Genomic DNA, 22,455 nt, shown 5'->3' with positions numbered 1-22,455 from the left:
AACTTTATTCAATCATATTTATAATAAATAGGTAAAGGAAATACCATGGTAAACAGAATCACAAATATCTTTCTTAAACTAAGAAGATTGGCAATCTTTAGAATTTTTCAGCGAACGTTGGTTATGCTGATGCCGATCGCGGTAATTGGGGCATATTTTAAGTTGTTCAGAGATGCCTTTTTTTCGCCCGATAGTTTTATTTACAATATTTTTAATTTTGATATCACTTTGCCAGATCGTTTTTGGTATGCGGGAGCATTTGTCAGTCGGGGGATGGTTCGGGTAACCTTCGGCTTATTTGGTATTTATGCGGCTTATTTTGCGGCACGTTATACTGCGCGTTTATACCGTAAAGATTCAACCATGGCCGGGATGACGGCTGTCATCGTTATCATGTTTTGTGCTTATGCCAATAATTTAGCTAATAATGCCAGCGATCATTCACCATTTTCTTCCAGTGTTTTAAAAATTAATGCTGTCTTGCTGGCCTTGTTAATTGGCTATGGTGTAGGGCAAATTTTTCATTGGCTAGGAAAGGAACACAAGCCAGTCGATTTTGAACATGCCGCTAGAATTAAGGAAAGAGCCTGGAATGCGTTTATCCCGACAATATTTGCAATTTTTTGTGGGATAGTTCTGGGGATTATAATTTATGAATTTCAAATCAAATTTTTGAATTCTAGTACTTTTAAAGGCCTAGTTACTCAAATACAGGAATCAAATAATATTTTGTTAATAGCTTTACTGACTATCCCAGTCTTTTTACTTAGCTGGATGGGAATAGGTTATCCTCTAGCTTCTTTGTCAACTACTTCTAATAGTATTTCAGCAGCAGCTAACTTAAATTTTGCCTTAAAACATGGGAGTGCTTGGAATGTGCCATATAAGTATTTGGGTAGTTCTTTGTTTTATCCTTATGCAGAAATGGGTGGTGCGAGTATTGTTTTAGCGATGATTGTAATTATCCTAATTTATAGTAAAAATAAGGATAGTGAAAATATTGCCAAGGTTAACCTGCTTCCAGCAGCTTTTGGCTCAACTGGAGGCATGATGGTCGGGATGCCGATTATTTTAAATCCATTGTTACTGCCGGCGATTGTGATTATTCCAATTATTAATATTCTACTAGCCGCTGGAGCAATTTTTTGCCATTTAATTCAACCTTGTGCTTACCCCGTTTTAAGTGGGACACCAGGAATTTTGGTCTCTTTCTTTGGTTCTAATGGTGACTGGAGCAACTTGGTATTTTCTATTTTGTTATTCATTTTAGATATAATAATGTTTATTCCAACTATGAAATTAGGTTTGCGACTTGAAAGGGGACTAAAGGATTATGAAGAAAAGAATGATTAATTTAGTTCAAAATCCTAATTTTAAATGGTTGGCAATCGTCTTAGTCTTATTAGTAGCTTTGGCTATTCCAGGTTATTTTTGGATGAAGGCTGATAACCACGCTAGAGCTGAAAGACGCAAATCACTTTTGTCGCCAGTAATTATGATTCCAGGCTCTAGTGCAACAACTGAACGTTTTAATCAATTAGTGAAGCAGCTAAATCAGAACACACCGACTAAGCATAGCGTGCTTAAAATTAAAGTTTCAACGAATGGAACGCTATCATATTCAGGCAAAATCAATAAAAACGACAACGAACCTTTCATTATTGTCGGTTTTGAAAATAATCACGATGGTTATAGCAATATTAAGAAGCAAGCCAGCTGGTTTGATCAAGCCTTTTATGCCTTATCAGAGAGCTATAAGTTTAATAATTTTAAAGCCTTTGGGCATTCTAACGGTGGCTTGATCTGGACCTATTGGTTAGAACATTACTACTGTTACTATTCTGATGAAATTAAAATCAAACGTCTGATGACGCTAGGAACGCCATATAATTTTGGTGAAAAAAATATTAATCATAAAACGCAAATGCTAGAAACCTTTATCAAGAACAAAGATAAACTACCGAAAAACTTGATTGTTTATTCCTTATCTGGTGGAAAAAATTATGAGTCTGATGGAATTGTACCAGAAGCTAGCGTAGCAGCCGGAAAATATATTTTTCAGAATCAAGTCAAGAGCTATACTGCAATGACAGTAACGGGTGTAGAAGCGGATCACTCGGATTTACCTCAGAATAAGCAGGTAATCAAAGTAATTAAACAGTATTTGCTTGAGCCGAGAAAGTTGAGCGAACCGCAAAATACTGGACAAGCAAAAGGGCAATAATAGAGGTAGGCAGAAATAGTTTATAGTAATAAACTTATTCTTATCTGTGGAAAACTTCCTTAAAATTAAACAGTTTTAAGCAAAATAATCATCAATTTTTGCCCATCTTAAGAAATTTTTTAGAATTTGTGAAGCACTACAAATGTTTATATTACAGCATTTGTGGCGCTTTTTTAATAAAAATCACAAAAAATAAAGAAGATGTGGAAAACTTTTGATTTTTAGCTTGCAATCTGTGGATAACATGCTATACTATTAAATGTAATGAGTTAGCACTCAGTAGCTTAGAGTGCTAAAGACGTAAATTTGAGATAGGGAGTGTTGCACATATGGCATACTTTAACAATGATTTTGATAACTTATTTAACGAATTGAATAGCTCATTCTTTAATGACGACTTCGGCACTAGAAGAAATAGCAAGGGCAATTCAGGTTCAATTCCAATTAACTACTCCAGCAGCATGGGTGCTGCACCACAAACAATTCAACAGAACCCACAACAACCCAATGAAAAGCCAATTGGTGTTGACTTAGTTGAGGAAGCTAAGAACAATAAATTTGACCCAGTAATTGGCCGTGACGAACAGATTGATAACGTAATTGAAATTCTTTCAAGACGTAAGAAGAATAATCCTGTTTTAATCGGACCTGCTGGTGTTGGTAAGACTTCTATTGTAGAAGGCTTAGCTGAAAGAATTGCTTCAGGCAATGTACCAGCTAAAATGGCTAACATGCATATCATTTCAGTAAATATTAATGACATGGTTGCTGGTTCAAGTCTTCGTGGTAGCTTTGAAGAAAGATTAAAGAAGGTTATCGATAAGGCCAAGAGCGATCCTAACATTGTTTTATTCATCGATGAAATTCACAACATCGTTGGTGCTGGTTCTACTGATTCAGAAAACAACAATGGGGATGCAGCTAACATCTTGAAGCCAGCTTTGGCAAGTGGTCAATTGAAGTTAATTGGTGCTACTACTACTAGTGAATTCCAAAGAATTGAAAAAGATCCAGCTTTATCACGTAGATTCCAAGCTGTTCAAGTTCCAGAACCATCTACTGATGTAGCTGTTAAGATTTTGGAAGGCTTAAAGAAGAAGTACGAAGACTACCACCACGTAAAATACAGTGACGACAGTCTTAAATTAGCTGTTGAATTATCAGAAAGATACATTCAAGGCCGTTACTTACCAGACAAGGCTATCGACTTGATGGATGAAGCTGGTGCTAAGAAGGCATTGCTTGTACAACCAACTGATGAAAAGAGCTTAAAGAACCAAATCTCAGCTCTTGAAGCTAAGAAGACTGAAGCTGCTAAGGCAGAGGATTACGACAAGGCTTCAGAAATTAAGAGTAAGATTGCTGAACTTGAGAAACAACTTAAGAATGTAGATTCTAAGAATACTCCAGAAGTAACTGAAAAAGACATCTACGCAATTATTGAACAAAAGACTAAGATCCCAATGAGTGAACTCCACGCTGATGAAGCTCAAAAGAACTTGGACTTAGCTAAGAAACTTAAGAAGAATGTTATTGATCAAGACAGAGCTATCGATGTAATTACTGACGCTATTGCTCGTAAGCAAATCTTCAAAGACAGCGACAGACCTACTGGTTCATTCTTACTCACTGGACCTACTGGTGTTGGTAAGACTGAACTTGCTAAACAATTGGCAATTCAATTATTTGGTAACAAGGAACACTTAATCCGTTTGGACATGAGTGAATACCAAGACGAAATGGCAGTTAACAAGTTGATCGGTTCAGCACCTGGCTATGTTGGCTACGGTGAAGGTGGTCAATTAACTGAAAAGGTTCGTCACCAACCATACTCATTGATTTTATTTGATGAGATTGAAAAAGCTAACCCACAAGTCTTCAACGCATTATTGCAAATTATGGATGACGGTCGTTTGACTGACGCACAAGGTAGAACTGTTTCATTCAAGGATACTATCTTGATTATGACTTCAAACGCCGGCTTCTCAGACAAGTTGCTTGAAGATGGCAAGGTTGACCAAGACAAGTTAATCTCAGCCCTTGAAAACTACTTCAGACCTGAATTCTTGAACCGTTTGGACGCAATCGTTCCATTCAACTCACTTACTGAACAAGACATGGGCAAGATCATCAACATTTACTTGAAGAAGATGTCTCATGTTCTTGCTAAGAAGGGTGTAACGGTAGAAGTTTCAGACGAAGCTAAGGCATTCTTGGCAGAAAAGGGCTACGACAAGAAGTTCGGTGCTCGTCCACTTAGAAGAGTAGTTGAACAAAATCTTGAAACTCCAGCTGCTAAGTTGATCCTGAGAAAACCTGAAACTAAGAAGCTTGAATTCACTGCAGATGACAAGCACTTGTACTTAAACGGTGAAGCAATCTTCGATATTTCTCCAAAGATTGAAGAAAAAATTAAGGAAGACAAAACTAAAGCCGAAGATAAAAAATAAGATTAATTAATAGTTAATAAAGAAAAAGAGGATATTTCCTAGGGAATATCCTCTTTTTGTGCAGAAATTGAATTAGTTTTGCATTTCTGCAAAGTTGTTTGATCTGAAATTAAAATAAGAGTATTATAAAAATATAAAAAATAAGATAATTATAAGCTCTTAATTCGGTGAAAAAGTTCAGAAAAATTATGAGATACTTTAGGCAGATTAAGTACCTCAGGTAAGGAAACTATAAACAAAATTAATTCTTCATTATCTTTGTTTAGACGATAATAAAGAAGCTCTTTTAAGGAATTCATTTTGATTTGTAAGTAACTACTTAAGAAGCGGTATTGAATATGATTAAAAAAGATCTTCAATGAGGAATAATTATGAAGCAAAAATTTATATATCTTCGAGATATTTTTAAAGGGCACTCATCTTTGTGGCTAGGCTTAGTTATAGCTAGCGGTTTTACTGGCTTAGATGGCATTATTTCCCCCGCCGTTATGGGAATTCTTACGAATATTTTAACAAAACGTCAATTTAATCGAGTTTGGTTAGTTATTGCACTTTTCTTTGTGGCAATGACATTTACTAATATTGCTTTTTGGTTTTGGCAATATTTTAATTTAAAAATTATTCAAGTTGCTAATACCAAATTGCGTGCAGATGCTTATGATAAGTTTATTACTGCCAGTGATAATCGCGATGAATCGAAAGTAATTTCCTTTATAGATGTAGATGTAAAGCAAATTGAAAATCAGTTTATCAATGCGGTAGTAATGGTAATTTATTGCTTTGAGCAAGCATTGATCACTTTAATCTATATTCTTTATATTAATTCTTGGGTAGCATTGGTTTACCTTGTTTGTGGTTTTTTACCAACGGTTGTTCCCAGGCTTACTAAAAAATGGCTAGAAAAGGGAACCAAGAAGTGGTCCGCTAAATATAAGAAGTATAACTTAGAAGTTTCGGAAGGAGTTAAAGGTTTTCATCTGATTAATAATTATGGCGTTACAGCTAAGATGCAAAAGCTAATTACACATTCGCTTAAGCAAGAAGAAAATGCGTATTTTAAAATGAACTTGCATCAAGAAACTTCACGTTTATTATCAAATACCACTTATGTGATTTCAACAATTATTGCCCTATTAGTTAGTGTGTTGTTTATTATGAATGGTCAAATCACAGTTGGTGCCTTTATTTCGCTATATTTGGCAGCCGATAGGGTAACGAGTCCTATTTTGAGTTCTGTTCAGTTCTTGAATCAGATTAATTCGTCCACTCCACTTTTGGAAGCAGAGATTGATAAATCTAAGCAGCAGCAAATTAATAATTTAACTTATCAAAATCTATCTAAGGATCTTTTACTTGAATTTGATCACGCTAGTTTTGGGTATGATCATGCATTGATAAAAGATATTAATTTTGCTGTTAAAGGTAATAGTCATGTGATGATTGAGGGACCATCTGGTGTGGGAAAGTCAACAATTTTCAAAACTTTATTAAATGAAATACCACTCTTTTCAGGAGAAATTCTAGTTAATTCTAAGTTAAATGATAATGAGTTGAAGCATCAAACTGGTATCATTAGTCAAGATACGTTTATTTTTTCAAAAAGCTTGCGCTTTAATTTGACATTAGGCGAAGATTTCTCTGATGAAGACATGATTGCAATCTTACGAAAGGTTGAATTGGATAAATTTGCCTCAACAGAAGGACTGGATACTAGATTAGGTGAGAATGGAGTCCATCTTTCTGGAGGTGAAAAGCGTAAAATTGAATTAGCTCGTGCATTATTAAGAAAGAAGACAATTTTATTATTAGATGAGGCCTTGTCGGGATTAGATCATCAAAGTATGCAGACTATATTTCAGTTAATTGTTGATTTCAAAGGTACTGTAATCGACATTGAGCATAATTTAAGTGACGAGTATAAGCAAAAATATGGGCAAATTTTAGAGTTGACTAATTAAGTAGCCCAGTTGCTCTAGCTTCCTATTGATTTGGCAATTTCTTCATAAAGTTGTAAACTGTGAAAAAAGACAAAATGGAGAAAATTATGGCTGAAAAAAAAGAAGAAAAAGAATCATGGGGTAAGTTTTTCCTAGATATCTTAATTATCTGGGGTATTTTATTTGGCGTTTATATGTTGCTCTTCCACTTCGTTTTGAGCAACGATACGGTGTCTGGTCCATCAATGCAACCAACCTTTCAAAATGGTGATCGATTGATTGCGGAACGTCATGCACAAATCAAACGTGGTGAAGTGGTCATTGTTAAAGCCCCAGATGAACCAGGTGCTTTGTACATTAAGCGTGTTATTGGTTTGCCTGGTGAAAAAATCGTCAGCAAAAATAATCAAATCTACATTAATAATAAAAAGATTGCTCAACCTTGGTTGAAACAAGGAACGAAGTTAATTGATAATGGCTCAGATACATTTTATTCTGAGACTCAGAATTTTACTATGCAGTCACTGATGCGGGCGCGGACTTACCAGCAATACTTTACTAGAGCGCAGATTAAATATGTGCAGGATACTGGGCGCATTCCGAAAGGAACATATTTCGTAATGGGTGATCACCGGAGCGTTTCTAAGGATAGCCGTTATATCGGAACCATTAAGCGTAGTAGTATCGTTGGCGTAGTTAAAGTACGTTACTGGCCGTTGAACCAATTTAAAGTTTACTAATAATGAAGATATTCCTAAGGGAATATCTTTTTTAGATAAAAAATAATTGCATGAATTGGCATAAGACTATATAATTCAAAAAAAGCAAACTTGATGGAGCAACATGTTTCATTTAAAAAACATGCCGCTCCATTTTTTATTTTGAGGAAGGTGCGAGTAATTATGGATGAGAAGCCGAGATTAAAACGCGGGCTTAAGAGTCGTCACGTAACAATGATTGCAATAGGGGGAGCCATTGGTACTGGCCTATTCTTAGGTTCTGGTTCAGCCATTCATAGTGCTGGCCCTTCAATTATTTTGTCGTACTTAATCGTAGGGATTATCACCTTTTTTATGATGCGTGCTTTAGGAGAGCTTATTTTAGCCGATCCTGATAGTCATTCATTTTTAGAATCAATCAAAAAATATTTAGGTAAGCGTGCCGAATTTGTAGCGGGCTGGATGTACTGGGCTTGCTGGCTTAGTTTAGCTATGGCTGATTTGACTGCGACAGGAATTTATTTAAGATACTGGTTTCCGTGGCTACCGCAATGGGTTGGCCCTTTAGTAATTGTGATCTTATTGATGTTGATTAACATGGTAAATGTCGGATTATTTGGTGAACTGGAAAGTTGGTTCTCAATGATTAAGGTAATGGCAATTGTAGTCTTAATCATTACCGGTGCTGTAATGTTGTTACTTCATACGCATGTAAAGGGCGGTTATGTTTCACTAACTAATTTAGTTAATCATGGTGGCTTTTTCCCAACTGGGATTTGGGGCTTTCTTTTATCATTTCAAATGGTTGTTTTTGCCTTTGTTGGGGTAGAAATTGTAGGTCAAACTGCTAGTGAAACAGCTAATCCGCAAAAGGATATTCCTAAGGCAATTAACACTTTGCCAGTTAGAATCGGCCTTTTTTATGTGGGCTCAATGTTGGCAATTATGTCTGTTTATCCATGGAATCACATTACAACTACTTCAAGTCCCTTTGTCCAGGTCTTTACCGGCATCGGTGTTACAGCGGCTGCAGGGATTTTAAATTTTGTCGTTTTGACTGCAGCTATGTCAGCGACTAATAGTGCAATCTTTTCAACTAGTCGATCACTTTATTCATTAGCACGTAACGGCCATGCACCTAAAAGACTAGGTGAATTGACCAAAAAAGCAATTCCAATGAACGCTTTGATGACCTCTTCATTAATTTTATTTGTAGTAGTTGCCTTAAACTATTTAATGCCAGCAGAAATATTCTCCGTTGTCTCAACTGTTTCAACGATTTGTTTTGTGATTGTTTGGATCATGATTATGGCAGCACATATTGTTTATCGCAAACAGAATAAGCAGAATTTAGGCAGCTTTAAAATGCCGGGCTACCCAGTAACTAGCTGGCTTACGCTTGCCTTTTACATTGGTATTTTAATCTTATTATTCTTTATCAAATCAACGCAGCTGGCTTTGATTATTTCGATTTTATTTGCAATCTTTTTAGCGATCAGCTACAGTTTTGTTCGAAAAAATGATAAGGTATAGTGATTAAAGATAAATGAGAATAGATATATTTCCTAGGAAATTTTTACAGATGCTAAAGAAAGGAAGTTGGAAATGGCGAAGAAAGCACCTGAATTAAAGCGGTCGATGACAGCCGGACAGATGGAAATGATCTCACTTGGAGGAGCAATTGGTGTTGGACTATTCATGGGGGCTAGCTCAACCATTAAGTGGACCGGTCCTTCAGTACTGCTAGCTTATATTTTTGTTGGGGTTATTTTGTATATCGTAATGCGGGCATTAGGTGAGATGCTTTATGTTGATCCAGGTACTGGTTCTTTTGCAGACTATGCTTCAGAGCATGTGCATCCAATTGCCGGCTATTTAGCCGAATGGGCAAACGTGTTTCAATACATTGTTGTCGGAATTTCTGAGGTGGTGGCAACAACAGAGTATTTGCGCTTTTGGTGGAAAGGCACCTCTGATTGGGCTGCCGGCGTAATTATTATTTTATTTTTGCTGGTGGCTAACTTAGCTAGTGCGAAAGCTTATGCAACCTTGGAATTCTGGTTTGCCATGATCAAGGTTGTAACGATTATCTTAATGATTTTGCTTGGCTTTGCGGTAATTCTATTTGGCTTTGGTAATGGCGGTCATCCAGTAGGCTTTTCTAACCTGTGGAGTCATGGCGGCTTCTTCACTGGTGGTCTCAAGGGCTTCTTTTTCTCAATGGCCATTATTGTTGGTTCTTATGAAGGAATTGAGCTAATTGGGATTTCAGCTGGTGAAGTATCTGATCCGCATAAGGCCATTGTTAAAAGCGTGAAGTCAGTATTGTGGCGGATTTTGATCTTTTATGTTGGGGCAATTTTTGTGATTGTCACAATTTATCCATGGAATAAATTAGATAGCATTGGCTCACCGTTTGTAACGACCTTTGCCAAGGTGGGAATTACCGCGGCAGCTTCAGTAATTAACTTTGTAGTTTTGACTGCAGCTTTGTCCGGTGCAAACTCAGGAATTTATTCATCAAGTCGAATGTTGTATAAATTGGCACACGAAGGTGAAGCACCGAAGACTTTTGGTCACGTATCTAAGAGAATCGTGCCTAGTCATGCGATCATTGGAATTACTAGTGGGATCTTTATTGGTTTCATGCTTAATGTTTTGGCACAATTTTTGAATAAATCACTAGCTAATGTTTTTGTTATTGTTTATAGTTCATCTGTTTTGCCAGGGATGGTTGCATGGTTTGTGATTTTACTAGCAGAGTTGCGTTTTAGAAAAAAGAACCCTGATTTGATGAAGAATCATCCGTTTAAATTGCCACTATATCCATATTCCAACTATTTTGCTTTAATCATGTTGGTTGTGATTGTAATCTTTATGTTTATTAATCCAGAAACGCAAATTTCTGTTGCAGTTGGTGCAGCAGTGTTGATTATTGCGGCACTGATTTATGTGGTTAAGCATCAAAAAGATAAATAAAATTGAGTAGTAGGTAAGAAGCCTGCTGCTTTTTTGATAAGAAAATGATTGGGGACAAAATATGGATAATCCGTTTAATCCTAGCTTTGGCCGAATTCCAGCAGTGTATTTGCAGCGAAAAAAACTAATTGCTGATGTGTCTCAAGGAATAGAGAATTTAAATAGTTCATATACAATTTCGATTGTTTATGGAATGCGTGGAATAGGCAAAACTGTCTTTTTGACAGCAATGGACAGAAAGATTAGTGCATATCCAGATTGGATTGTTGTTAATTTGGCCATGGGGATGAAGTTGTTGCCTTCTTTTATTAATAGCTTATATCTGAATGCAGATTCAAAACTAAAAAAATCATTTAAATCTATTGAAGGACTAAATTTCTCTAATTTTGGATTATCGCTTTCTACAGACATTAGTAAGTTAACATATCAAGATATTTTAACGAACATGTTTGATGAAGTAAGAAAAAATGACGTTAAAGTGTTGATTACCTTAGACGAAGTAAAACTATGTCAGGAGTTGAAAGATTTTGCAAGATGTTATCAATTATTAAATCGGCAGGGTTATCCTATAGCCTTAATGATAGCTGGTCTTTCTGAAAATATCTCTGAATTGAAAAACGAAAATATAACTTCATTCTTACTACGTGGAAAGCGAATAGCTTTATCAGCATTGAATCTCTCACAGGTTGAAGCTAGCTATAGTAAAGTTTTTAAAGAATCAGGTTATCAAGTGTCGAAAAAAATTCTTGAAAAAATGGCGTTGATGACAATGGGCTATTCATATGCCTTTCAGTTGCTAGGTTATTTAGTTTTGAAAGCTGCTAAAAAAAGTAAGGTAATAGATCAAAACACTTTAGAATGTATTAAATCAGAGTACTTATTGGTGCTAAAGCAAAATGTTTATACCAAAGTACTTAGTAGTTTGTCAAAGCAAGACCGAAAATTTGTTTTAGCTATGGCTCAGAGCCCAAAACATTGTGTTTCAATTAAAGAAATTCATGAAAGGTTAAACCGTCCAAGCAATTTTGTTGCTAACTATCGTAGACGCTTGTTAGATGATCAAGTTATCAAATCTACTAATTATGGTGAAGTGGCCTTTACTTTACCGTTTTTCAAGGAATATGTATTACGGCAGTATCGCTTTGAGCAGGGACTAGAATAAGAAATATTCAAAAATTATCGTATTCAATTCAAATCTAATATTGTACTTTTTCAAAGAAATTCTCTATAATATTACATACAAAAAGTAAGCAAAAGGAGGAGCATAAATGACAAAACCAATTATCGGTATCTCAGGTTCTGTAATTATTGACGATGGAGGAATTTTCCCTGGTTATCATCGTAGTTATGTGAACGAAGACTATGTAGATTCAGTAGTTCAAAATGGTGGTGTGCCTTACATTATTCCATTTACTGAAAATGATGAGGTGATTCGTGAACAGCTTAATCATGTTCAAGGTTTGATCTTATCTGGCGGTCATGATGTTGATCCACGTTTTTATGGCGAAGAACCAATGCAAAAGATTGGTGCTACTTGGCCTGAACGCGATCATTTTGATATGCGCTTGTTAAAGTTAGCAGAAGAAAATGGTATTCCGGTACTCGGCATTTGTCGTGGTGCTCAAATTATTAATGTGGCTCATGGCGGTACGCTTTACCAAGATCTTTCATACAGAAAAGAACTTACTTTGAAACACATGCAAGGTCATACGCCAACTTTGCCTACTCATAGTATGGAAGTGGAAGCTGATAGTAAATTGGCTGAAATTTTGGGTAAAACTGAATTTCGCGTTAATTCTTTCCACCATCAATTAATTAAAGACGTTGCACCAGATTTAAAAGCAGTGGCAACAGCTCCTGATGGTGTGGTTGAAGGACTTGAAAATAAAAAAGGTAATGTCATTGCCGTGCAGTGGCACCCTGAAATGTTGCACCGTAATTCCGATGTAGCGTTTATGAATAACTTATTTAAGTTTGTTGTTGATAATGCAAAGTAAGGAAGCAAATAGATGAATGAAAAAACAGGAGATAAATTAGGCTTTTGGTCAATTGTACTATTAGCAATTAATGCCATTATTGGTTCGGGTATTTTTTTAACACCTGGTAGTGTAGTACAACAAGCCGGTAGTAAAGCCTTAGTTGTATATTTAATTGCGGCAATTTTTGCAGCGATTCTGGCCATTTCGTTTGCGGCAGCTTCAAAGTATGTCACTAAATCTGGTGCTGCCTATGCTTATTCCAAGGCCGCTTTTGGTAAAAAAATTGGCTTTTATATGGGAGTTCTGCGTTACTTCTCAGCCAGTGTAGCTTGGGGCGTAATGGCTGTTGGGGTAATTAAGTCAACTATTTCAATTTTTGGCGGAAATCCCAATAAGGCAATAAATGTCACAATTGGCTTTTTGATCTTGATGGCAATTATTACCGTGATCAACTTGTTTGGTCAAAAAGTAGTTAAGTATGTAATGAATTTAGCCACGATAGGTAAGTTGGCTGCATTGGTGTTAATTATTATTGCTGGAGTAGTTTTGTTAATTACTACTGGTGCATCAAGCAACCTAGGACAAGTAGATCAATTGACTCAGAATGGTCAGAAAATTGTGCCAACTTTAACTACAACTACCTTTGTCATGGCAATTGTTTCAGCCTTCTATGCCTTTACCGGCTTTGAATCAGTAGCTTCTGGTTCAGAAGATATGAAGAACCCTGAAAAGAACTTGCCACGAGCAATTCCATTGGCAATCTTAATTATTGCGGTTGTCTATATCGGCGTTGTAGCGGTAGCGATGGTACTTAATCCACGCGCTTTAATGACGACTAAGCAAGTTGTAGCGATTGCGGCTATTTTTAATAATGAAATCTTACGTGATGTGATCTTAGTTGGTGCCTTGGTTTCAATGTTTGGGATCAACGTAGCTTCCAGCTTTAATGCTCCACGTATTCTGGAAGCTATGGCTCGAGAGGGTCAGATGTCACAAGCTTTAACTAAGAGAACTAAGAATAACTTCCCAATTAGAACTTTCTTTATCTCTGTTGGCTTGGCAATTTTGATTCCGATGGCCTTTGAATACAATATGGTCAACTTGATTACTTTGAGCGCGATGGTTAGATTCTTAGGTTTCATCGTGGTACCTCTAGCAGTTATTCAATTTTACCGTGGTAAGGCAAAAGAAGATATCTTAAAGGCTAATAAGAGCGTTATGACTGATGTTATTGTGCCAATTTTATCTGTTGTGATTGTGATCTTCTTGTTAGTTGAATATAACTGGAAGGCACAATTTGGTGTAGTAAACGCAGCAGGGCAAGTTATCGGTGTTAACTGGTATGCCATTGCGATGATGGTCTTTGGCTTTGTATTGTTGCCACTCATTATGGCTTGGATTTCTAGAAGAGAACGGAAATAAAATCAATAGAAAAAAGATCCTACATTTTGCAGGATCTTTTTTGGTATGTAAAAAAATCTTAAAATTACAGCAACTTAATATCGTCAGCTTCACAAGCCTCAACCATATCTTCTGGCCAAATAGAAGCTTGTACTTCACCAATGTGAGCCTTACCTAACAGCAACATACAGAGACGAGATTGACCGATTCCGCCGCCGATTGAATAAGGTAATTCACCCTTCAAAAGCATTTGGTGGAATGGCAATTTTTCGCGATCTTCGCAATGTGCCTTCTTTAGTTGTTCACGTAAGCTTTCCTCACTAACACGGATACCCATTGAAGAAATTTCGAGCTTACTTTGTAAAGGTTCGTACCAGAAGACTAAGTCACCGTTTAATTGCCAATCATCGTAGTCTGGTGCACGGCCATCGTGTGGTTTACCACTACGCTTTAACTTGTCACCAATTTTCATAATAAAGACGGCTTTTTCTTCTTTAGCAATCTTATCTTCACGCTCTTCTGGAGAAAGATCAGGCCAGCGATCTTCTAATTCTTGAGTAGTAATAAATGAAACGTGATCAGCTAGGCGATAAGTAGAGCCTGGGTAGCGTGCAGCAACCAGCTTTTCAGTTGCCTTAATTGCCTTAAAAATGTTCATCACAGTAACTTCAAGTGTGTCGGTGTTGCGTTCTTGTTTACTAATAATCTTTTCCCAGTCCCATTGGTCAACATAGATAGAGTGGAAGTTATCAAGATCTTCGTCCCGGCGGATGGCGTTCATGTTGGTGTAAAGTCCTTCATGCATTCCGAAACCATAGCGTTTCAAAGCCAATCTCTTCCATTTAGCCAATGAGTGAACTACTTCGATAGTATCTTCTTTAGGCATTGCCTTCATGTCAAAGGCAACGGGACGTTCAACACCATTTAAGTTGTCGTTTAAGCCGGTCTTTTTTTCAACAAACATTGGAGCTGACATTCTTTGTAAACCGAGAATTTCTGCCAATTTATCTTGGAAGGTTTCACGAATAAATACAATCGCAGCTTCAGTGTCGCGCACAGTTAATGTTGGGTGATAATCTTTAGGTAAAATAAGTGTCATAATATAAGTCCTCTTTCTAATGTACTTAGAGCAAAGAAAAAGCCCTTCGCTCCCTAAAAAAAAACAGGGACGAAAGGCTTTTTTCCGCGGTACCACCCACATTGTCTATATTTTAATAGACCGACTCATGAAGCACTATCATGCTCCACCGGCGTGGTAACGTACCGGAGACGTCTCAACCTACTCTAAGAATTGTTGTTTCGGTGAGCTGCTAAAAGTGTTTTTCAATAATCCAGGGTCTATTAGTTTCACACTAGCACTAATTCACTGGGAAGAATTAGATTATTTACTCGTCTTTTTCATCGCTTTTTAATTTGTTTATATGTATTTAACATTATTTTTTAGAAAAAAGCAAGCAAAAAATGTAGTAATATATTTAGGAAAGCGTTTAAGTTATAGATAATAAAAGAAATTAATTAATTTTAGAGGAATAAGAATGTTAGGATTTTCTGTTTATCTAGGACACGATTTGACGTCCGAGAATTACAATTATTTGCTGACGATGCGCAATAGTGGATTTACCTGCGTTTTTACTCAGCTAGCTGTACCTGATACTGATAGTGAGACGATTTTAAATCGGCTGGCGGACTTAACTAATTGGTGTCAAAAACTAGACTTGAAAATTATTGCAGATGTCACGGCAGATGATCTGCAAGATTTGGGTATTAATGTCAATAGTGTTGAGCAAATTAAAAGTTTGAGTCTAACTGGTCTTAGAGTAGATCATGGATTTTCTACTGATATTATTGCCAAGTTGTCCAAAGAAATGCCGATAGTTCTAAATGCCAGCATTATTACGCAACAAAATATTGATGATCTGCGTTATAGTAATGCAAATTTTGAAAAATTAACAGCAGGACATAACTTCTACCCACGTCCTGAAACAGGTCTTGATGCACACTGGATGCAAAAGAAGAATGAGTGGCTTAAGCAATATGGTTTGAAAACAGCAGCCTTTATTTCAGGAAATGGCAAATTGCGTGGACCAATTTTTGCAGGATTGCCAACGTTGGAGAAGCAGCGATATGAAAACCCATTAGCTGCGATCTTAGAATTGAAAGATTATGATTGCGATCACATTTTTGTGGGAGATCCGCAACTTACGAGGGATGCAATTGAATCGATTACTAATTATCAAAAACAGGGTGCAATTACACTGCATTTAGATACTGATATACCAGAATTGTTTGGCAATGATTGGCATAATCGTCCAGATGTGGCGCGTGACGTAGTTCGCTTAAAGGAAAGCAGAAAAAAGATGTTTTTGTCAACAGAGCCGCAAGATAATATTTATGCTAGACCAACTGGCAGCGTGACGATTGATAATCATTTGTATCCGCGTTATGAAGGCGAAATCGAGATTACTAAACGCGATTTGCCATGCAATGAGAAAGTAAATGTTTTGGCCCAGGTTAAGGATTACGATTTACCGTTATTGAAATATGTAGATTCAGATACACAGATTATCTTTAGACGAGCTACTAAAGGGGCATAGCATGATAAGTATTTCCGAGGAAATACTTATTTTTTTACACAAAAAAACCGCACTTCAATGAAATGCGGTTAACTTATCGGGAAAACAGGATTCGAACCTGCGACCCCCTGGTCCCAAACCAGGTGCTCTACCAAACTGAGCCATTTCCCGTTTTTAAGTGCGCCCTGAAGGATTTGAACCTTCAACCTTCTGATTCGTAGTCAGACACTCTATCCAGTTGCGCTAAGGGCGCATTCATCAACGACAACTAGTATAACACAATTTAAAACTCTGTCCAATCGTTTTTAAAAAATAATCAAAAAAAGCCGAGTTATTGACTACCCTACAATAACTCGACCTATATTATTCTATCGAAAAAAGATAGATAATACTATATTATCGTAATATTCTTAACAGGAAAATAATAAAAATGCAAAAATTTTATTAAAATTACTTATCACCATCAAAAATATTGTCTTTAACGATTACGTAGTCGACTAACTTAATGGAATTAAGATCGCGACCACCAGCGTATGAGATGGATGACTGCAAGTCTTCCTTCATTTCTTTTAAAGTATCCTTAATTGAGCCACGGTATGGCACTAACATTTGCTTACCTTCTACATTTTTGTAAGCACCTTTTTGAACCTCAGAGGCTGAGCCCCAGTATTGCTTGTAAGTTTTACCATTAATTTTGATTACATTACCAGGTGATTCTTCATGACCGGCCAGCATTGAACCAATCATAACCATGGTAGCGCCAAAACGAATTGACTTAGCGATATCGCCGTTATGACGAATCCCACCGTCGGCAATTAATGGCTTAGAAGCAGATTTACTGCACATTCTTAATGCGGCTAATTGCCAACCACCAGTACCAAAGCCAGTCTTCAATTTCGTAATACATGCTTTACCAGGTCCCACACCAACCTTGGTTGCGTCGGCGCCTGCATTTTCGAGTTCACGTACGGCTTCTGGCGTAGCAATATTGCCCGCTGTTAAAAATGAATCAGGTAATTTTTCCTTAATATACTTGATCATCTTAATCACGTAAACGGAGTGACCATGAGCTACATCAATAGTAATATATTCTGGTTTAAGGTTTTCCTTGACTAATTCATCAATAAAATCATATTCACTGTCTTTAATGCCAACTGAAATAGATGCAAATAATCCTTTTTGATGCATCATTTTGATGAAGGGAATTCTCTTTTCGGGTTCAAAACGATGCATTACGTAATAATAATCGTTTTGGGCTAGCCAAATAGCGAGGTTATCATCAATGACACTTTCCATATTGGCAGGAACAACCGGTATTTTAAATGTTCGGTTTCCGAACTTGACACTGGTATCTGCATCACGACGGCTTTTGATGATACCCTTATTAGGTACAAGTTGGATATCATCATAGTCAAAGGCTTCCATACTAAAGTAGTTACTCATTTTAAAACTGCTCCCTTTAATCTTGTTTGTTGACCGAGACATACTATATGGGAATAATTTGTGTTTGTCAATATAAAAATCGAACTATGAAATAATTTAAAAATAAAATAATTCGGATTTTATATTGATTATTTGTAAATTAATTGCTAGACTAGCATACGTAATATTTATAGAGATTTTTATGAGGTGAATTTTAAATGACAGCAGTCGCAGTCGTAGGAAGCCAATGGGGCGATGAAGGTAAGGGAAAGATTACTGACTTTTTGAGTAAGGATGCTGCAGTTGCAGTTCGTTCAAATGGTGGTAACAACGCAGGTCATACTATTGATATTAATGGTCAAACTTTCAAGATGCGTTTAATTCCTTCTGGTATTTTTGCAGCCAAGGACAATACAGTTATTGGTAATGGTGTCGTAATCAATCCAGAAGTAATGTTTGGCGAATTAGAAAATCTTGAAAAGAGTGGCATTGATACTAGTGGCTTGAGAATTTCTAATCGTGCCCACATCATTATGCCTTATGATATTAAGCAAGATGAATATCAAGAAGAAGCTAAGGGGGCTAACAAGATTGGTACTACTAAGAATGGTATTGGACCAACTTACATGGACAAGGCTTCAAGAATTGGAATCCGCGTTTGTGATTTGCTTGAAAAAGACACCTTTGAAGAAAAATTGCGTGCTAACCTTGAAGTAAAGAATGAATTATTTACTAAGGTTTATGGTAAGCCAGCACTTAAATTTGAAGACATTTTTGATAAATACTATGAATATGGTCAAAGAATGAAGAAGTATGTAACTGATACTTCTGTCTTAGTGAATGATGCACTTGACCAAAATAAGAAAGTTTTATTTGAAGGTGCGCAAGGTGTGATGCTTGATATTGATGAAGGTACTTATCCATTTGTAACCTCATCTAATACTATTTCTGGTGGTATTTGTTCAGGTATTGGTATAGGTGCTAATCGTCTTGATACTGTAATTGGTGTCTGCAAGGCTTACACTACTCGTGTTGGTGCTGGTCCTTTCCCAACTGAATTGCTTGATGAAGTTGGTGACCGTATTCGTGAAACTGCTCATGAATATGGTACTGTTACTGGTCGTCCACGTCGTGTTGGTTGGTTTGACTCCGTTGCATTGCGTCACTCAAAGCGTGTTGCTGGTATCAATGGCCTTAGCTTGAACTTGCTTGATGTATTTTCAGGCTTTGACAAGATCAAGATTTGTACTGCATATGAACTTGATGGTGAAAAGATTGATTATTATCCAGCAAGTTTGAAGGAATTATACAGATGTAAGCCTGTATATGAAGAACTTCCAGCTTGGGATGAAGATATTACTCAAGTTAAGACTTGGGACGCTCTTCCAGAAAATGCTAAGAAATTCTTGAACCGCGTTTCAGAGTTGGTTGGCATTCCTTTGGTAACTGTTTCAGTTGGTCCAGATCGTGAACAAACTATTGTTTTGAAGAATCCATGGGAAATGTAATTTATGCTTGAACGTTATACTCGCCCAGAAATGGGGAAAATTTGGACAGACGAAAATAAATATGCAGCTTGGCTTGAAGTAGAAATTGCCGCAACAAAGGCTTGGGCAGAACTCGGTGAAGTGCCAGAAGCAGATGCGGAGAAGATTGCTAAGAATGCCAGCTTTACTGCAGAGCGTGTGGCTGAGCTTGAACAAGTAACCCACCATGACGTGGTTGCTTTTACTAGAACTGTGTCTGAAAGCCTTGGCCCTGAGAAAAAATGGGTGCACTTTGGTTTGACTTCAACTGATGTGGTTGATACTGCTCAAGGCTACTTACTTAAACAAGCTGATGAGATTATCAGAAAAGATCTGCACGAATTAAAAGCAACTATTGCAGAAAAGGCTAAAAAGTATAAGTACACAGTAGAAATGGGACGTACACATGGCGTTCAGGCTGAACCAACTACATTTGGTCTCAAGATTGCTCGCTGGTACGCAGAAATTAATCGTGATATTGAACGATTTGAACATGCCGCAAAAGGCGTTGAATCTGGCAAAATTTCGGGTGCTGTTGGTACTTTTGCTAATGTTCCACCTGCAGTTGAAACTAGCGTAATGAAGCAATTAGGTTTGACACAACAGCCAATTACTAGTCAAGTATTGCCTCGTGATTTGCATGCAGAATACATTGCGACATTAGCATTGATTGCTACTAGTATTGAAAATTGGGCGACAGAAATTCGTGGCTTGCAGCGCAGTGAAATTCATGAAGTTGAGGAACATTTCCGTGCTGGCCAAAAGGGATCATCTGCAATGCCACACAAGCGTAACCCAATTGGCTCAGAAAACCTTTGTGGAATGGCGCGGGTAATGCGTGGTCACGTCGTTACAGCATACGAGGATGTAGCGTTATGGCATGAACGTGATATTTCACACTCTAGTGCAGAGCGGGTTATCTTGCCTGATACGACGATCGGAATTGACTACATGTTGCACCGTTTCAACCGGATTTTGACTAACTTAGATGTATTCCCTGAAACGATGCTTAAGAATATGGATCGTACATACGGTTTAATTTACTCTCAACGAGTATTGCTTAAGTTGATCGATGAAGCAGGTCTATCTCGTGAAAAAGCTTATGATATGGTACAGAAGCTAACTGCTAAATCATGGAATGAGCAAAAGCAGTTTAAGCCGTTGGTTGAAAACAGTGAAATTATGAATTACCTATCCAAGGAAGATATTGATGATGCATTTGATTATCACTATCATTTGCGTCATGTTGATGATATCTTTAAGAAGCTTGGCTTGGATGATTAGAAGAGAGAAACGTTTGGAATTTTCCAAGCGCTTTTTTAGTAGCGTGAATTTAGCGAATTAGGTATAATTTGTCTTAGTTGCAAATTTAGTTACAAATGATATATTATATTATATACTTAAGTGAGGATAACGTGAGTAAATTAGAAAAGCTATTAATAAAGTTATATAGTCATCCAAGAACGTTTGACTTTAAAGATGCTAAAACACTATTGCATGAACTAGATTATCAACTCGATAATAAAGGAAAAACGAGTGGATCTAGAATTATTTTTAAAAAGGGCAGTGATCGGATCATTCTTCATAAACCACATCCTAGAAAAGAACTATTACCATACCAAATTAAACAAATCCAAGATAAAGTTAAAGAGATGAATAAAAATGAAAAAAACTAATCAATATATGAAATATAAGGGTTATGAAGGCTCTATTGAGTATACCTTGGAAGATAAGATTCTCTTTGGTAAGGTTCAAGGAATTAAGAGTCTTATTTCTTACGAAGGTAACACAATAGATGAATTAGAGAAGGATTTTCAGGGTGCTGTTGATGATTATTTAGCAAGTTGTAAGGAGGACGGAATTACGCCAGAGAAGCCCTTTAAAGGTAACTTTAATGTGCGCATCGATCCATCATTGCATGAAAAATTAGCTAATTATGCCGCAGCAAAGCACCAATCATTAAATGCTAGTGTGGAAGAAGCTATAAAAAGATTGTTAGCTTAGATTGAAAAACGTTTGGAATTTTTCCAAGCGTTTTTTCATGAAAACAATTGCTAAATTCATTGAATTAGTGTACTATTTAAGTATAACAATATTTGAATGATGAAGGTGAGTATTATGAATAAAGGTACTGTTAAAACCGCATTTTTAATCGCTTTAGTGCTGGCAATGGGAGTTGTTTGTGTTCTATCATTTCATAATTCCTATACCAATCGGTTAAATCCATTCATTTCCCAGGAAAAAAGCTATGCTTAAGTAGATAAAGACACACAGCGATATTACAATGTGAAGGCGTATAATCCTAAGACAAAAAAGAATTTATTGTTGAAGAAGGTTGGCGTCTACGATTCATCAGGCCAATATATTTCAATTCAACACAAGGGGCAATACGTTAAATCAATCAAATACATCACTAGAAAACGATTCATGCAAGCAAAAAAATAGTAAAAAAGCGTTTGGAAAAATCAAATGTCATTAAGTTAGGTATTGATAATTAAAACTAAACTTAATGACATTTTTTTAGAATACTTATGATTCTTGATATTTTAGTTAAGCGAATCTATGAAGAAGGGTATAAGATAATTAAAATGATTTGAGTATTTATATTGTAATATGTGGCATACTTATACTTTGAATTAACTATATGCCTTCATTTTTTATGTTGGATGTATGCCTAATTATCTGTTTTAAAAGCTGACGTATTGGAGTATTAAAGCATGCTAGTAATATTCGTAACTTTAATCTGCTTCACAATAAAAATAAAGAGTAAATATGTCATTTTTGTTTCTTATAGTTCTTCTATAGAAGTACATTTAACTAAATAAAAAGTTTTACTAGAATATTTTAAATCTGATAAATTATAGTTTAACTAAATTCGAGAATTAATTTTAAAGTGCTGATTATTGCATAGAGTGAGTAGTTAATAGTTGGAGGATAAATTATGAAAATTGCAGAAGGATTAAAACAAATTAGAAAAATGCTGGGCCTTAGTCAAGAAAAAATGTCTGGGGATGTACTAACTAAATCATATTATTCCAAAATTGAACGAGGAGAGTTTGAAATAAAAGCTTGTGACCTAGTGGCAATTTTAAGATTACATGATATAAAGACTTCTGAATTTTTTTCGATGATGGAAAAAGAAATGCAACAATCAAAATATGATTATTATATAGATATTTTACGAGAAAGTTGAAACTGTCAAATCTTTTGTGTAAATAGATCTTTCTCGTAAATTGATTTTTTAA

General features: G+C 36.3%; 19 protein-coding genes, 2 tRNA genes and 1 other annotated feature. Of the genes, 17 read left to right on the top strand and 4 right to left on the bottom strand.

What is annotated here, in order from left to right:
• Positions 1–45: 45 nt before the first annotated feature.
• The 10 genes from CP352_RS04125 to CP352_RS04080 all read left to right on the top strand — a co-directional run bounded on the left by CP352_RS04125 (position 46) and on the right by CP352_RS04080 (position 13,710).
• On the top strand, positions 46–1,353 hold the full coding sequence (locus CP352_RS04125; RefSeq protein WP_089143215.1) for a PTS sugar transporter subunit IIC: 1,308 nt from the start codon (positions 46–48) through the stop codon (positions 1,351–1,353).
• A complete protein-coding gene (locus tag CP352_RS04120) occupies positions 1,334–2,224 on the top strand; it encodes an alpha/beta hydrolase (RefSeq protein WP_089143216.1) in 891 nt (296 codons plus the stop codon). Before CP352_RS04125 ends, CP352_RS04120 begins: the two co-directional genes overlap by 20 nt.
• A 329-nt stretch (positions 2,225–2,553) precedes the next feature.
• The gene (locus tag CP352_RS04115) at positions 2,554–4,674 is read left to right on the top strand and encodes an ATP-dependent Clp protease ATP-binding subunit (RefSeq protein ID WP_089143217.1); all 2,121 of its coding nucleotides are present in this window, start codon (positions 2,554–2,556) and stop codon (positions 4,672–4,674) included.
• A gap of 371 nt (positions 4,675–5,045) precedes the next feature.
• The gene (locus CP352_RS04110) at positions 5,046–6,632 is read left to right on the top strand and encodes an ABC transporter ATP-binding protein (protein WP_065990215.1); all 1,587 of its coding nucleotides are present in this window, start codon (positions 5,046–5,048) and stop codon (positions 6,630–6,632) included.
• Positions 6,633–6,718: 86 nt separating this feature from the next.
• Positions 6,719–7,351: a signal peptidase I gene (gene lepB / locus CP352_RS04105; protein ID WP_061205060.1), complete on the top strand. Its 633-nt coding sequence runs from the start codon at positions 6,719–6,721 to the stop codon at positions 7,349–7,351.
• A 162-nt stretch (positions 7,352–7,513) separates the two neighbouring features.
• A complete protein-coding gene (locus tag CP352_RS04100) occupies positions 7,514–8,863 on the top strand; it encodes an amino acid permease (protein WP_005721860.1) in 1,350 nt (449 codons plus the stop codon).
• A gap of 72 nt (positions 8,864–8,935) precedes the next feature.
• On the top strand, positions 8,936–10,309 hold the full coding sequence (locus tag CP352_RS04095; protein WP_089145714.1) for an amino acid permease: 1,374 nt from the start codon (positions 8,936–8,938) through the stop codon (positions 10,307–10,309).
• Between the two features lie 61 nt (positions 10,310–10,370).
• The gene (locus CP352_RS04090; protein ID WP_057726674.1) at positions 10,371–11,471 is read left to right on the top strand and encodes a hypothetical protein; all 1,101 of its coding nucleotides are present in this window, start codon (positions 10,371–10,373) and stop codon (positions 11,469–11,471) included.
• A 106-nt stretch (positions 11,472–11,577) separates the two neighbouring features.
• Positions 11,578–12,306, top strand: coding sequence for a gamma-glutamyl-gamma-aminobutyrate hydrolase family protein (locus CP352_RS04085; RefSeq protein WP_005723688.1), 729 nt, complete (start codon positions 11,578–11,580; stop codon positions 12,304–12,306).
• Between the two features lie 12 nt (positions 12,307–12,318).
• Entirely contained in the window at positions 12,319–13,710 is a 1,392-nt protein-coding gene (locus CP352_RS04080; protein WP_089143219.1) for an APC family permease, read from the top strand.
• Positions 13,711–13,774: 64 nt separating this feature from the next.
• Here CP352_RS04080 and asnA read toward each other — a convergent pair whose 3' ends face one another.
• Positions 13,775–14,788, bottom strand: coding sequence for an aspartate--ammonia ligase (asnA, locus tag CP352_RS04075; RefSeq protein WP_089143220.1), 1,014 nt, complete (start codon positions 14,786–14,788; stop codon positions 13,775–13,777).
• A gap of 62 nt (positions 14,789–14,850) precedes the next feature.
• Positions 14,851–15,100: a binding site (T-box leader), on the bottom strand.
• Positions 15,101–15,224: 124 nt separating this feature from the next.
• Here asnA and CP352_RS04070 point away from each other — a divergent pair.
• Complete coding sequence (locus CP352_RS04070) at positions 15,225–16,283, top strand: DUF871 domain-containing protein (protein ID WP_005720009.1); 1,059 nt, start codon at positions 15,225–15,227, stop codon at positions 16,281–16,283.
• Between the two features lie 76 nt (positions 16,284–16,359).
• Here the strand turns inward: CP352_RS04070 and CP352_RS04065 are convergent.
• From CP352_RS04065 to CP352_RS04055, 3 genes are all read right to left on the bottom strand, one after another.
• Positions 16,360–16,433, bottom strand: a tRNA-Pro gene (locus CP352_RS04065).
• Positions 16,434–16,441: 8 nt separating this feature from the next.
• Positions 16,442–16,515 (bottom strand) — tRNA-Arg (locus CP352_RS04060).
• A 197-nt stretch (positions 16,516–16,712) separates the two neighbouring features.
• Entirely contained in the window at positions 16,713–17,705 is a 993-nt protein-coding gene (locus tag CP352_RS04055; protein ID WP_013087027.1) for a GMP reductase, read from the bottom strand.
• A gap of 197 nt (positions 17,706–17,902) precedes the next feature.
• Between CP352_RS04055 and CP352_RS04050 the strand changes: the two genes are divergently transcribed.
• From CP352_RS04050 to CP352_RS04025, 6 genes are all read left to right on the top strand, one after another.
• On the top strand, positions 17,903–19,192 hold the full coding sequence (locus tag CP352_RS04050; RefSeq protein WP_089143500.1) for an adenylosuccinate synthase: 1,290 nt from the start codon (positions 17,903–17,905) through the stop codon (positions 19,190–19,192).
• A 3-nt stretch (positions 19,193–19,195) separates the two neighbouring features.
• Positions 19,196–20,494, top strand: coding sequence for an adenylosuccinate lyase (purB, locus tag CP352_RS04045; RefSeq protein WP_061205066.1), 1,299 nt, complete (start codon positions 19,196–19,198; stop codon positions 20,492–20,494).
• A gap of 131 nt (positions 20,495–20,625) precedes the next feature.
• Positions 20,626–20,886 (top strand): type II toxin-antitoxin system HicA family toxin, encoded by a 261-nt coding sequence (locus CP352_RS04040; RefSeq protein ID WP_068813839.1) that lies wholly within the window; start codon positions 20,626–20,628, stop codon positions 20,884–20,886.
• On the top strand, positions 20,873–21,214 hold the full coding sequence (locus CP352_RS04035) for a type II toxin-antitoxin system HicB family antitoxin (RefSeq protein ID WP_061205067.1): 342 nt from the start codon (positions 20,873–20,875) through the stop codon (positions 21,212–21,214). Before CP352_RS04040 ends, CP352_RS04035 begins: the two co-directional genes overlap by 14 nt.
• A gap of 114 nt (positions 21,215–21,328) precedes the next feature.
• Positions 21,329–21,466, top strand: a complete 138-nt coding sequence (locus tag CP352_RS11290; RefSeq protein WP_223876007.1) for a hypothetical protein — start codon at positions 21,329–21,331, stop codon at positions 21,464–21,466.
• 685 nt (positions 21,467–22,151) lie between these two features.
• A complete protein-coding gene (locus tag CP352_RS04025; protein ID WP_089143501.1) occupies positions 22,152–22,403 on the top strand; it encodes a helix-turn-helix domain-containing protein in 252 nt (83 codons plus the stop codon).
• The last annotated feature ends 52 nt before the right edge of the window (positions 22,404–22,455 follow it).

This window comes from Lactobacillus sp. UMNPBX1 (genome assembly GCF_002554085.1).
Taxonomy (GTDB): domain Bacteria; phylum Bacillota; class Bacilli; order Lactobacillales; family Lactobacillaceae; genus Lactobacillus; species Lactobacillus crispatus.
This window is presented reverse-complemented; position numbering and strand designations above follow the sequence as displayed.